11 protein-coding genes are annotated in these 13,450 nt (G+C 38.2%); all 11 read left to right on the forward strand.

Features of this window, described 5'->3' with window-relative positions; genetic code table 11:
* Window positions 1-160: 160 nt before the first annotated feature.
* The 11 genes from sdaAB (at window position 161) to ftsY (ending at window position 13,306) form a co-directional block, all read left to right on the forward strand.
* The gene (gene sdaAB / locus EC501_RS00430; RefSeq protein ID WP_122970319.1) at window positions 161-823 is read left to right on the forward strand and encodes an L-serine ammonia-lyase, iron-sulfur-dependent subunit beta; all 663 of its coding nucleotides are present in this window, start codon (window positions 161-163) and stop codon (window positions 821-823) included.
* A gap of 11 nt (window positions 824-834) precedes the next feature.
* Window positions 835-1,728, forward strand: coding sequence for an L-serine ammonia-lyase, iron-sulfur-dependent, subunit alpha (gene sdaAA / locus EC501_RS00435; protein ID WP_122970320.1), 894 nt, complete (start codon window positions 835-837; stop codon window positions 1,726-1,728).
* Window positions 1,721-3,766 carry an ATP-dependent DNA helicase RecG gene (gene recG / locus EC501_RS00440; RefSeq protein ID WP_122970321.1) on the forward strand — a complete coding sequence of 682 codons (2,046 nt, stop codon included), beginning with the start codon at window positions 1,721-1,723 and terminating at the stop codon, window positions 3,764-3,766. The genes sdaAA and recG overlap by 8 nt, the downstream gene beginning before the upstream one ends.
* Window positions 3,767-3,875: 109 nt before the next feature.
* Window positions 3,876-4,466, forward strand: a complete 591-nt coding sequence (gene fapR, locus EC501_RS00445) for a transcription factor FapR (RefSeq protein ID WP_122970322.1) — start codon at window positions 3,876-3,878, stop codon at window positions 4,464-4,466.
* Window positions 4,450-5,439, forward strand: coding sequence for a phosphate acyltransferase PlsX (gene plsX, locus EC501_RS00450; protein ID WP_122970323.1), 990 nt, complete (start codon window positions 4,450-4,452; stop codon window positions 5,437-5,439). The genes fapR and plsX overlap by 17 nt, the downstream gene beginning before the upstream one ends.
* Before the next feature lie 32 nt (window positions 5,440-5,471).
* Window positions 5,472-6,422 carry an ACP S-malonyltransferase gene (fabD, locus tag EC501_RS00455; protein WP_122970324.1) on the forward strand — a complete coding sequence of 317 codons (951 nt, stop codon included), beginning with the start codon at window positions 5,472-5,474 and terminating at the stop codon, window positions 6,420-6,422.
* Window positions 6,415-7,161 carry a 3-oxoacyl-[acyl-carrier-protein] reductase gene (gene fabG, locus EC501_RS00460; protein WP_122970325.1) on the forward strand — a complete coding sequence of 249 codons (747 nt, stop codon included), beginning with the start codon at window positions 6,415-6,417 and terminating at the stop codon, window positions 7,159-7,161. Before fabD ends, fabG begins: the two co-directional genes overlap by 8 nt.
* Before the next feature lie 188 nt (window positions 7,162-7,349).
* Window positions 7,350-7,586 (forward strand): acyl carrier protein, encoded by a 237-nt coding sequence (gene acpP / locus EC501_RS00465; RefSeq protein WP_122970326.1) that lies wholly within the window; start codon window positions 7,350-7,352, stop codon window positions 7,584-7,586.
* Window positions 7,587-7,739: 153 nt separating this feature from the next.
* Window positions 7,740-8,501 (forward strand): ribonuclease III, encoded by a 762-nt coding sequence (rnc, locus tag EC501_RS00470; protein WP_122970327.1) that lies wholly within the window; start codon window positions 7,740-7,742, stop codon window positions 8,499-8,501.
* A 1-nt stretch (window position 8,502) separates the two neighbouring features.
* Complete coding sequence (gene smc, locus EC501_RS00475; RefSeq protein ID WP_122970328.1) at window positions 8,503-12,057, forward strand: chromosome segregation protein SMC; 3,555 nt, start codon at window positions 8,503-8,505, stop codon at window positions 12,055-12,057.
* A 19-nt stretch (window positions 12,058-12,076) separates the two neighbouring features.
* Window positions 12,077-13,306 (forward strand): signal recognition particle-docking protein FtsY, encoded by a 1,230-nt coding sequence (ftsY, locus tag EC501_RS00480; protein ID WP_122970329.1) that lies wholly within the window; start codon window positions 12,077-12,079, stop codon window positions 13,304-13,306.
* Window positions 13,307-13,450 lie beyond the last annotated feature (144 nt).

Below are 13,450 nucleotides of genomic sequence, written 5' to 3' on the forward strand. Positions count from 1 at the left end.
TATTTTTTATAAAGACAACCGTGGGTGTACAAATTTTTAGAAAACTATTTATTTTGAATGTCATAGAATGTTCATGATAAACTAGGCTTAAATTAAAAGACATTATCGAAATGATTTTCTATGAATCTGGAATAGAATAATCGTTTAAGGGGGAGATAGGTTGAAATTCACATCTGTATTTGACATCATAGGACCGGTTATGATTGGCCCTTCATCTTCTCATACGGCTGGTGCAGCACGCATCGGACGAGTGGCGAGAGATTTATTTGGTCGAAAACCTAAATGGGCAAAAATTCATCTATATGGCTCTTTTGCAGAGACGTATAAAGGACATGGAACGGACGTAGCGATTGTAGGTGGATTGCTGGATTTTGATACTTTTGATGAACGTATTAAAACGTCCTTTGAGCTTGCAAAAGAAGCGGGGTTAGAATTTGAAATTATTCCAGAGACGGCTAATAAGGAGCATCCGAATACGGCACGCATTGTTTTAGGGGATGAAATAGATGAGTTGTCGGTTGAAGGAATTTCTATCGGTGGCGGAAAAATTGAAATCAGTGAAGTAAATGGATTTAAGCTACGTTTAACGGGGGGTATGCCGGCTTTACTAGTTGTTCATGACGACCGTGCCGGTTGTATTGCAAACGTTGCCAATTGTTTGGCAATGCATCATGTCAACATCGGTCATATGGAAGTATCGCGAATTGAGCGTGGTTTAACCGCATTAATGGTCATCGAAGTGGACCAAAATGTTGATGATCGCATCATACAACAAATTTCAATGATACCAAACATTACGAAAGTATCTAAAATTAACAATTAGGAGTGAGCTAGATGGACGTATTATTTCGAAACGTACGAGAATTGGTTGAACTTGCGGATAAAGAAAATAAGCTCATCTCTGATATTATGATTGAACAAGAAATGAACATGAGTGGACGTTCAAGGGAAGCCATTTTTGAACAAATGGATAAAAACTTAGTTGTAATGGAGCAGGCGGTTGAACGGGGGTTAAATGGTGTTCAATCCGTATCTGGTTTAACAGGTGGAGATGCTGTATTACTACAAAAATATATATCATCAGGTAAAAGTTTATCTGGAGACTTACTGTTAGATGCAGTAAGTAAAGCGGTTGCCACAAATGAAGTCAATGCTGCTATGGGAACAATTTGTGCAACACCAACTGCGGGATCAGCTGGAGTTGTTCCGGGAACTCTATTTGCCGTGAAAAATAAATTGAATCCTAGCAGAGAGCAAATGATTCGCTTTTTATTTACTTCTGGTGCTTTTGGATTTGTTGTAGCGAACAACGCTTTTATTTCTGGTGCAGCTGGAGGCTGCCAAGCTGAAGTCGGTTCTGCTGCAGGGATGGCAGCTGCTGCTATTGTAGAAATGGCGGGTGGAACACCAGCTCAAAGTGCAGAAGCCTTTGCTATTACGTTGAAAAACATGCTTGGATTAGTTTGTGACCCCGTTGCAGGACTCGTTGAAGTGCCGTGTGTAAAACGTAATGCGATGGGTGCTGCCAACGCAATGGTTGCCGCTGATATGGCACTTGCTGGGATAACAAGTCGGATTCCTTGTGATGAAGTAATTGGAGCGATGTTTAGAATCGGTCAAACGATGCACCCGAGCTTAAAAGAAACAGCCCGTGGTGGTTTAGCTGCAACGCCTACTGGTCAGGCTCTTGCTGCGAAAATCTTTGGGAGCGCGGTAAAAGTTGACTAGTATTACTGATCCGGTTATAGCTTTAAAAGGAATTGGGAAAGAAACGGCTGATCACCTCGGTGATATGGGAATTTATACGATAGAAGATTTAATTTGGACATTTCCATATCGACATGAAGATTATCGTTTGAAGGATTTGGCTACAACACCTCACAATGAGAAAGTAACCATTGAAGCAAGGGTAGAAAGTGTCCCTTCTGTCCTTTATTTAGGGAAAAATAAGTCACGAATTCAAGTAACCGTTTTAGCAGGAAGACATCTCGTAAAAGTTGTTTTTTTTAATCAAAATTATTTAAAAACAAAATTAACGCCAGGTACAATCGTAACCGTATCAGGGAAATGGGATAGAGGAAGACAGGTCATCAATGGTACATCCATCAAATTTGGCCCGAAAACCGATAATGCAGATTTTGAACCGGTATACAGTTTAAAGGGATCCATTCACCAAAATAAGTTTCGTAAATATATGCGACAAGCGTTAGATGTAATCGGTGGCGACATGGATGAAACACTTCCGAAGCATCTTTTGGAGCAATATCAGTTGCTCCCGATTTTAGATGCTTTGGAAGGAGTTCATTTCCCGAAAGATGCAAACCAGGCGAAACAGGCTAGAAGACGTTTTGTATATGAGGAACTGTTGCATTTCCAATTACGTATTCAATCTTTGCGTAAGGCAAGGAAAGAAAATGAAAAGGGCATTGCCATTGCCTATGATTTACAAAAAGTGCGTCAATTTATACAAAGGATTCCATTTGAGCTTACGAATGCTCAAAAAAGAGTCGTAAATGAAATTTGTAAAGATTTAAAAGAGCCCCATCGTATGAATCGTCTATTACAAGGGGATGTTGGTTCTGGTAAGACGATTGTTGCTGCCATTTGTCTTTATGCTGCCGTTACAGCGGGCTATCAAGGAGCTTTAATGGCACCTACAGAAATTTTAGCTGAACAACATGCTAAGTCTTTACAATCGTTGTTTGAACCGATTGGGGTGAAAATTGCACTGCTTTCAGGTTCTACTAAAACGAAAGAAAGACGGCTTTTATTAGAACAATTACAAAATGGAGAAATTAATATTTTAATAGGGACCCATGCGTTAATACAACCGGATGTTATTTTTTCTAATCTTGGATTTGTCATTACCGATGAGCAACATCGGTTCGGAGTAGAACAGCGTAGAATTCTTAGAGACAAAGGGATGAATCCCGACGTACTTTTTATGACTGCAACTCCAATCCCAAGAACGTTAGCAATTACTGCATTCGGTGAAATGGACGTTTCGATAATCGATGAATTACCAGCTGGACGTAAAGAAATCGAGACCCATTGGTTGAAGAAAGAACAATTAAATGCTGTCATTTCAAAAATGGAATTAGAAATACGACAGGGAAGACAAGCCTATGTAATCTGTCCCCTTATTGAAGAATCGGAGAAATTGGACGTTCAAAATGCAGTGGAAGTATATGAACAATTGGCGACGATTTTTAATGGTCGCTATAATGTAGGTTTAATGCACGGCAGACTTCTTTCAGAAGAAAAGGATGAAGTGATGCGAGCATTTACAGAAGGTAAGATCGATGTACTTGTTTCTACAACCGTCGTGGAAGTAGGGGTAAATGTTCCAAACGCTACTTTTATGGCTATTTATGATGCCGACCGATTTGGATTGTCTCAGCTTCATCAATTACGCGGCCGGGTTGGGCGTGGCCAGCATCAGTCCTATTGTATTTTGCTCGCAGACCCGAAAACAGATGAAGGGAAAGAGCGAATGTTGTCCATGACCCAAACAAACGATGGTTTTAAACTTGCTGAAAAGGACTTGGAATTGCGGGGACCAGGAGATTTCTTTGGAAAGAAACAGAGTGGATTGCCAGATTTTAAAATGGCTGATTTAGTCCATGATTATCGAACGTTAGAAGTAGCAAGGCAGGATGCTGCAAAGCTTATTTATGATGAGCAGTTTTGGCAAGATGCGGAATATCGTTATTTGCGTGAAATGTTAGAGGAATCCGGAGTTTTAACGGGAGAACGAATTGACTAAATAAATGCTTTTTTATGAACGTAACATTTTTTGTTGCGTTCTTTTTTTTTGAAATGTATACTGGTATTAGTACCAAGTGCTAAAAAAATTAGAAGTAGGTGACGAGGGATTGAAGCGAACAAAAAAAGAACGTCAACGACTACTAACGGAAACAATTGAACAGAACCCATTCGTCACCGATGAACAGTTAGCTTCCGAGTTTGGAGTCAGCGTTCAAACCATACGTCTAGATAGGATGGAACTTTCTATTCCTGAATTGCGTGAACGTATAAAAGACGTAGCTGCTAAAAATTATGAGAACGAAGTAAAGGCTCTACCAATTGATGAAGTAATTGGAGAAATTATTGATATTGAATTAGATCAACGTGCCCTATCTATTTTTGATGTGAAAGAGGAGCATGTTTTCCAACGTAATGGCATTGCGAGGGGACATCATTTATTTGCACAAGCAAACTCGTTAGCGGTTGCGGTAATTAATGATGAACTGGCATTGACTGTAAAATCAAATGTCATCTTTGTAAAACCTGTGAAAGCAGGTGACCGTGTGATAACGAAAGCAACAGTACGCGGCCAAGACGATCAAAAAAATCGTACATATATAGATGTTGTATCAACTGTAAATAATGAAACTGTTTTTAAAGGTGAATTTGAGATGTATCGCACGAAAGGTTTAGGTGACCAAAATGAAAATAGCAATTGATGGTATGGGTGGCGATCATGCACCGAAGTCAATCGTTGAAGGTGTATTGTTAGCATTAGAAGACTTTCCAAATATTGAAATTCAACTATACGGGAAACAACAAGAGTTGCAACCGTATTTAAAACAACATGAGCGTTTACAAGTAATCCACTGTGAAGAAGTTGTCGAAGGAGATGATGACCCAGCTCGGGCTGTACGTCGTAAAAAGGATTCTTCTATGGCGAAAATTTTAGAAGCGGTCACTGAGAAACGTGCGGACGCTTGTTTATCGGCAGGCAATACCGGTGCTTTAATGGCAGGTGGCTTATTTAAAGTCGGTCGTATTGAAGGGGTAGCTCGTCCGGCATTAGCGACAACTTTACCGACAATTGATGGCCAAGGATTTTTAATGCTAGATTTAGGTGCAAACGCCGATGCAAAACCAGAAAATATTTTACAATACGCCATTATGGGCTATGTTTATGCAAAAAAAGTAAGAGGTATCGACAATCCTCGAGTAGGATTATTAAATATCGGAACAGAAGATAAAAAGGGGAATGACTTAACGAAACAAGCGTTCACTTTATTAAAAGAATCCAACATTCATTTTATCGGCAATGTGGAAGCGCGTGATTTATTAAATAATGTGGCCGATGTCGTTGTAACAGATGGTTTCACAGGGAATATGGTTTTAAAATCCATCGAAGGTACAGCTGGTGCAATGATGACGATGTTAAAAGAAGCATTCATGTCTTCAGGAAAAACGAAAATCAGTGCATTGCTCATGAAAAATGAATTGAAAAACTTAAAAGGTAAATTAGATTATTCAGAGTATGGCGGCGCAGCGCTCTTTGGGTTACAAGCACCAGTCATTAAAGCCCACGGTTCTTCCGATGCAAGGGCAATCTATAGCGCTATTCGTCAAGCTTCAATTATGGTGGAACACCATGTTACGGAAGTTATTAAAGAGACAATTGCGGAAAGCCAAAAGTAATAACAAAAGGGATGTTAGAAAAGGGGATTAACATGACGAAAATAGCTTTTATTTTTCCAGGACAAGGCTCTCAACAAGTAGGGATGGGACAGGAGTTTGTTCAAAATAGTGAAGAGAGTAAAGCGTATTACGATCAAGCAGATAAAGTTTTACAATTTGAGTTATCCAAATTAATGTTAAATGGTCCGGTAGAGGAATTAACATTGACTTATAACGCACAACCAGCTTTATTAACAACTGGTGTGATGGTTGCAAAAAAATTAATGGATGCAGGTATTCAACCAGATTACACAGCTGGTCACTCTCTAGGTGAATATGGATCATTAGTGATTTCTGGAGCCATTTCCTTTGAAGACGCTGTTCAAATCGTTCATAAACGTGGACTATATATGAATGAAGCAGTTCCTGCTGGTCAAGGTGCGATGGCGGCGATTTTAGGTTTAGCGGCAGAACCTTTAAAGGAAGTTTGCGACAAAATTACTAGCGAAGGTGATCCAGTACAGCTTGCTAATTTAAATTGTCCTGGTCAAATTGTAATTTCTGGCACTAAAGATGGGGTGGAAAAAGCTTGTGTAGCAGCAAAAGAAGCTGGTGCAAAACGTGCTATTCCATTAGTAGTAAGTGGTCCATTCCATTCAGAGTTGATGCGCGGTGCTTCCGAAAAATTAGGAGAAGAATTAAAAAATGTTCAACTAACTGACCCTCAAATTCCTGTTGTAGGAAATGTATGGGCACAAGAGTTGAAAGATGTTTCTTCAATCCAACATGAATTAGTTGAACAAGTATATTCTCCGGTACAGTGGGAAAATTCCGTTAAATATATGATTGAACAAGGAGTTTCTATTTTTATCGAATGTGGACCAGGTAAAGTATTATCAGGTTTAGTGAAAAAAATAGATCGCTCAGTTAAAACATATTGTGTTTATGATGAAGCTTCTTTTAACGAAGTAGTGGAAGCTATTGGAGGAGAGCTAATTGGGTAAACTAGTAGGAAAAACGGCAGTAGTAACAGGTGCTTCCCGTGGAATTGGACGTGCAATCGCATTGCAACTTGCTTCTGAAGGTGCGAATGTAGTTGTAAACTATAGTGGAAGTGAACAAAAAGCACAGGAAGTAGTAAATGAAATCGAACAACTTGGTACAAAAGCTATTGCAGTACAAGCGAATGTTTCAGATACTGAGTCTGTACAAAATTTAATGTCGGCTGCAATTGAACAATTTGGTTCCATTGACGTTTTAGTAAATAACGCTGGTATAACGAGAGATAACCTACTTATGCGTATGAAAGAAGAAGAGTGGGATGAAGTAATGAATACGAACTTAAAAGGCGTATTCCTTTGTACAAAAGCTGTTACTCGTCAAATGATGAAACAACGCTCAGGTCGTATCATTAATATTTCATCCATCGTAGGTGTAATGGGTAATGCCGGTCAAGCAAACTACGTTGCTGCAAAAGCTGGTGTTATCGGGTTAACAAAAACAACGGCGAGAGAATTAGCATCCCGTAACATTTTAGTAAACGCCATTGCTCCAGGCTTTATTACAACGGAAATGACTGATGAATTGCCAGAAGACATTAAAAGCTCAATGTTAAATCAAATTCCATTAGCTAAATTAGGACAACCAGAAGACATCGCGAAGGCGGTTGTATTCTTAGCTTCTAATGATGCAAGTTATATGACAGGTCAAACTCTTCATATTGACGGTGGAATGTATATGTAATAAAAAACTGAAGTTAGTAAAATATTATTAATACGAAAGTAATTAATAGTTTACTTCTTTACAATTTATTGTTGATTGTATGAATAACTTCATATAAACTTTTAAATTTGTATAACGAAAATATCGAATTTATCCATTTGCGATAAATTAGCTATTTCGAATATACTATTTGAGGGGAGGTGACCGACTTGGCTACAGTATTAGAACGTGTTACAAAAGTAGTCGTTGACCGTTTAGGCGTTGACGAAAGCGAAGTGAAATTAGAAGCTTCTTTCCGTGAGGATTTAGGTGCAGACTCATTAGACGTTGTTGAATTAGTAATGGAACTTGAAGATGAGTTTGATATGGAAATTTCAGATGATGATGCTGAAAAAATTGGAACTGTTGGCGATGCTATCAGTTACATTGAAAGTAAAATAAGCTAAAAATTTAAAGAGGCACACATTTCGCATTCTAAGTAAAGCGTTAATTTGTGCCTCTTTTTATATTAGTTTACTGATTATACAAAGAAAAGTTGAATTTCTATCACTGAACAAGGTAAACTAAACGGTAGAATCTATTAGGAAGGCAGATTGTTCATGACAATAAGAAAAAAAGGGAATCATCAAAAAGTTGGGGTATTACCTGAAAAGGTAAGACATCAATTTGAATATTTACAAGAGGAATTAAATATTTATTTTCGAAACAAAAGTTTACTTTATCAAGCATTTATCCATTCATCTTATGTGAATGAGCATCGTCGCAAATTATTTACAGACAACGAAAGACTAGAATTTTTAGGAGACGCTGTTCTTGAACTTTCTGTATCTAAATACCTTTTTGAGCGATATCCCCATATGAGTGAGGGAGAGTTAACAAAATTACGGGCATCGATCGTATGTGAGCCGTCCCTTGTTATTTTTGCCAACGAATTAAATTTCGGTAAATATGTTCTTTTAGGGAAAGGGGAAGAGCTTACAGGTGGTCGTGAACGTCCTGCCCTTTTAGCGGATGTTTTTGAATCCTTCATTGGTGCTCTTTATTTAGATCAAGGGTTAGAAATCGTTGTAGCATTTTTAGAACGAATCGTGTTCCCAAAAGTAGAAGTCGGTGCTTTTTCGCATGTGATGGATTTCAAAAGTCAATTGCAAGAAATGGTTCAACAATCAAACAATGGTGTATTGCATTATGAAATTGTCGATGAAAAAGGACCAGCACATAACCGTACCTTTGTTTCGCGCGTTTTATTAAACGACAAAGAACTAGGAATAGGACGTGGGAAATCGAAGAAAGAGGCTGAACAACAAGCGGCGCAAAATGCGATGGTTGCATTAAATCAGTCTAGTTTTAAGGAGGAGTAGTATGTTCCTTAAACGACTTGAAGTAATAGGCTTTAAATCGTTTGCTGATCGTATTGGTATTGATTTCGTACCAGGTGTTACAGCGGTAGTTGGTCCGAATGGAAGTGGCAAAAGTAATGTAACCGATGCCATTCGATGGGTATTAGGAGAACAATCGGCAAAAAGTTTACGTGGTGCGAAAATGGAAGATGTTATCTTTGCAGGTAGTCAATCAAGGAAACCACTCAATTTTGCTGAAGTAACCCTTGTATTAAATAATGAAGATGAGCAAGTAGCAACACCATATTCGGAAATTAGTGTAACGAGACGTGTGTATCGTTCAGGTGATAGCGAATATTTGCTGAACAATCAGCAATGTCGCCTGAAGGATATTACGGACTTGTTTATGGATTCGGGACTTGGGAAAGAAGCATTTTCGATTATTTCTCAAGGACGAGTCGATGAAATATTAAATAGCCGACCAGATGATCGAAGAACGATTTTTGAAGAAGCAGCAGGAGTTTTAAAATATAAAATTCGTAAGAAAAAAGCAGAACATAAATTAGTGGAAACCGATGAAAACTTACATCGGGTATTAGATATTCTCCATGAATTAGATGGTCGTCTTGAACCATTACAAATGCAAGCATCTGCTGCCAATGACTATGTACGGATGACGGAAGAATTAAGGGAGTCCGACATAGCTTTAACGGTCCACGATTTATTGAATAATGGGAAAGATTTAGAGCAAATCAATGAAGAACATAAACAATTACAATCGACGGAACAACAACATGCTTTAGAAATTGCTAATTACGAAGGGCAGATTGATGATATCCGTGGAAAATTAAAAGATATCGATACAGTTTTAGACAGTGCCCAAGAACAACTAGTGGAAGCTAGCTCAGAGGTAGAACGTTGGGAAGGTCGGAAAGCCCTCACAAAGGAAAAGCGATCCAATGTATTAAAACAACTATCCCAATTGGAACAAGCATTACAACAAGCTAAAAACGAAGAGAAAGAATTAGCAGTAAGTGAAGAAGAGAAAAAATTACAATTTGCTGAAAAGCAAAAGGAAGTCCAAAAGCTAAAAAGTGAAATTAAGCAATTAGAGTTAACGCTAAATTCTTCTGCAGTAGAAATTGAAAAAGAAATTGAACAATCAAAGGATAAATACATTGATTTATTGAATGAAGAAGCTACAGTTAAAAATGAATTAAAGCATATTGAACAGCAATTAACACAACAGCTGGAAACAGCTGAACGGATGAATGATCGTTCTGCAGAAATGGCTAAAAAACTAGAACAAGTAACTGCCCAAAGACAGGAGCTTCAATCCATCGTTCAAAATTTAGAGCACAAACTGAAAGAAAAGCTTGAACAATATGAAGTAATGCAACAAAAATTGAAGAGCACTTCATCATCCTTTGAAGAAAAGCAACAATTGTTATATCAAGCTTATCAACATCAGCAACAGTTAAAAGCAAGAAAAGAAACATTAGCAGAGCTTGAAGCAGACTTTTCTGGTTTCTTCCAAGGGGTTAAGGAAATTTTGTTAGCCCGTGAACGGGGAGAACTAAGCGGTATTGAAGGTGCTGTAGCAGAATTAGTTCATGTTGACGCAAAATATTCAAAAGCGATTGAAACAGCTTTAGGAGCAGCATCCCAACATATCGTCACAGAAACGGAGCAACATGCTCAAAAAGCGATCGGTTGGTTAAAAGCAAAACGAGCAGGAAGGGCAACTTTTTTACCGAAAACGGTAATGAAATCCCGTAAACTTCAGCATACGCAATATGCATCAGCACTTGATCATCCATCCTTCGTCAGTCTTGCTTATGAACTAGTCGAGTTCGATGAATCTAATCGCTCCATTGTAGAAAATCTACTTGGAAATGTAATTGTCGCCTCGAATCTAGAAGGGGCTAGTCAAATTGCAAGAAGTTGTGGCTTTAGATATAGAGTTGTAACCCTTGATGGGGATATTGTCAATGCTGGTGGTTCGTTAACTGGTGGTGCTTCCAAGCAGCAATCTTCATTGTTTACCCGAAAAGCTGAACTTGATCAATTAACAGTGAAGCTTGAACAAATGGAAAATTCCATTATGCAAGCAGAAAAATCTGTTTCAGTTGAAAAAGAGACGTTAACGGTTTTACGGGAAAAATTAGAAGAATTGAAGCTGGAAGGTGATGCCCTACGTAGCGAGGAAATCGAGCAAAAGGCAAAGTTACACGCAATTGAAGTGGAAGAAAGATCATTGAAGGCAACAGTAAATGTTGCTTCTTCAGAACAAACTTCTATGACGACTAGAAAATCGACACTTCTACAACAAAAAGAAGAGGCGATGGAGCGGCTTGAACAGCTGAAAACGGAACTGGAGGAAGTGAATCAAACCGTTGATCAACTTACCCAGTTAAAATCTCAAGTGGAAACAGAAAAGGATGTTCTTCGAGAAACGTCGGCCCAAAAACGTTCTGAACTTGCCGTTGTACAAGAACAGTTAAGTCAGCTTCAAATTGCGACTGCTGAACTCGCCCTGCAACGTTCTAAAGCGAAGGAACAAGTAACTTCCATTACGCAAGAAATTCAATGGATTCAAAACGACGAGGTAAACGGTCCTTCTGAAGAGGAAATAGAAGCAACTGTTCAACAATGGTCGATTAAAAAGGATTTGTTAACAAAAGAAATCCAAAAAAATCGTGGATTACGTTTAGGGCATCAACAAACTTTATCTCGACTAGAAGAACAACTAAAAGAGCTGCAAAGACTTCATAAAGGTTACTTAGAAAGTTTACGAGCAGTTGAAGTAAAACGAAGTAGAGTAGAATTTGAAATCAATCGTTTACATACATTGTTGGAAGAACAGTATGAGCTTGATTTTGAAGAAGCTCAGCAACATGCAATTGAACTTGAAAACGTTGATCAAGTACGTCGAAAAGTAAAATTGTTAAAGCAATCAATCGAAGAATTAGGTCCGGTAAATTTAACAGCCATCGAAGAATATGAAAGAGTTTTAGAACGTCATACGTTTTTATCAGAACAACGTAATGATTTATTAGAAGCTCAAGAGACATTGCATGAAGCGATTCGAGAAATGGATGAGGAAATGTCTATTCGTTTTAGAGAGTCGTTCACAATGATTCAAACTCAATTTAGACACGTATTCCGAGAACTTTTTGGTGGTGGACAAGCAGATCTAGTATTATTGGATCCTGAAAATTTACTTGAAACTGGAATCGAAATCGTTGCACAACCACCAGGGAAAAAACTTCAAAATTTAAGTCTTTTATCCGGTGGGGAAAGGGCGTTAACGGCGATTGCGCTATTGTTCGCTATTTTAAACACTCGTCCAGTTCCATTTGTTATCCTCGATGAGGTTGAGGCAGCGCTGGATGAGGCAAATGTACAACGTTATAGTGAATATTTACGAAAATTAAGTAGTGATACACAATTTATCGTCATAACCCATCGGAAAGGGACGATGGAAGGGGCAGATGTATTGTATGGTATTACGATGCAAGAGTCCGGTGTATCAAAACTTGTTTCAGTAAAACTTGAAGAGGAAGCTGTATTGTAGGACAAAGGAGCGGAAGAAAATGAGCTTTTTTAAACGATTGAAGGAAAAACTTATTGGAAATACCGAAGAAGAAAAAGTTCAACAAGAGTTGGAAAATTCCGAGGTAGAAGTTAAATCCGATGATTCATCCCTGTTAATTGAAGAGGGTGAACAAATAAAATCGGTTGAAGAAATAGTAGATGAAGTAATCGAGGAAATTGAAGAGGCTGAAAACAAAGCTCAATCTGATACGAATCGTGAAAATGAACTCGAGCCTGTAGCGGAAGTAGTTGAGAAAAAACCTTCAGCATGGTCTATTACACAAAAATTTAAACAGGGACTTTCTAAAACTCGTGATACTTTTACATCTAAAGTAAACGATTTAGTTGCCCGTTACCGAAAAGTAGATGAAGACTTCTTCGAGGAATTAGAAGAAGTATTACTTCAAGCAGATGTTGGCTTCGATACAGTAATGGAATTAATGGATAAATTACGTTTCGAAGTACAACGTAAAAACATAAAAGATACAGAAGGTATTCAAGCGATTATTTCTGAGAAGCTTGTTGAAATTTACGAAGCAGGAGAGGAAGATATCGCAGAATTAAATTTACAACCGGATGGCGAATTAACCGTTATTTTATTTGTAGGGGTAAACGGTGTTGGTAAAACAACAACGATTGGTAAATTAGCCCATCGTTTAAAGTCCCAAGGGAAGTCGGTTATTCTTGCTGCAGGAGATACATTCCGTGCAGGTGCTATTGATCAGCTTCAAGTTTGGGGAGATCGAGTTGGTTGTGAAGTAATTAAACAATCAGAAGGGTCTGATCCAGCTGCAGTTATTTATGATGCAATTGGGGCTGCTAGAAAACGTGGAGCGGATGTATTAATTTGTGATACAGCGGGACGTTTACAAAACAAAGTTAATTTAATGAAAGAGCTGGAAAAAGTACATCGTGTTATTTCCCGAGAAATTCCGAATGCACCTCATGAAGTGTTATTAGCCCTTGATGCAACAACTGGACAAAATGCCCTTGTTCAAGCCCAAACATTTAAAGAAGCGACGAATGTAACGGGTATTGTATTAACGAAACTAGACGGGACAGCTAAGGGTGGTATCGTACTAGCGATTCGTAACAAACTTCATATCCCAGTTAAATTTGTTGGTCTAGGGGAAAAAATGGATGATCTTCAACCATTTGATGCAGAACGTTATGTTTACGGGTTATTTGCTGAAGGTTTAGAAAAAGAATTAGAGAAAATTGACGATTAAAAAATGAATTTACCTTGAGTGTAGATAAAGTGTTGTATTGCTTTATCTACACTTTTTATATTTACCCGAAATATTTTGTTTTAAGTAATGCTGATTGTTGACAGAAGATTTAGTATAATGTTGGGTGAAACGTAAGGGGGATTA

Source organism: Lysinibacillus halotolerans, from assembly GCF_003711845.1.
Taxonomy (GTDB): Bacteria; Bacillota; Bacilli; order Bacillales_A; family Planococcaceae; genus Ureibacillus; species Ureibacillus halotolerans.

Bases quoted from the DNA above. Each gene is read 5' to 3' on its own strand.
- ftsY (WP_122970329.1), top strand. From the start codon at position 12,077: ATGAGCTTTTTTAAACGATTGAAGGAAAAACTTATTGGAAATACCGAA.
- sdaAA (WP_122970320.1), top strand. From the start codon at position 835: ATGGACGTATTATTTCGAAACGTACGAGAATTGGTTGAACTTGCGGAT.
- smc (WP_122970328.1), top strand. From the start codon at position 8,503: ATGTTCCTTAAACGACTTGAAGTAATAGGCTTTAAATCGTTTGCTGAT.
- rnc (WP_122970327.1), top strand. From the start codon at position 7,740: ATGACAATAAGAAAAAAAGGGAATCATCAAAAAGTTGGGGTATTACCT.
- plsX (WP_122970323.1), top strand. From the start codon at position 4,450: ATGAAAATAGCAATTGATGGTATGGGTGGCGATCATGCACCGAAGTCA.
- fabD (WP_122970324.1), top strand. From the start codon at position 5,472: ATGACGAAAATAGCTTTTATTTTTCCAGGACAAGGCTCTCAACAAGTA.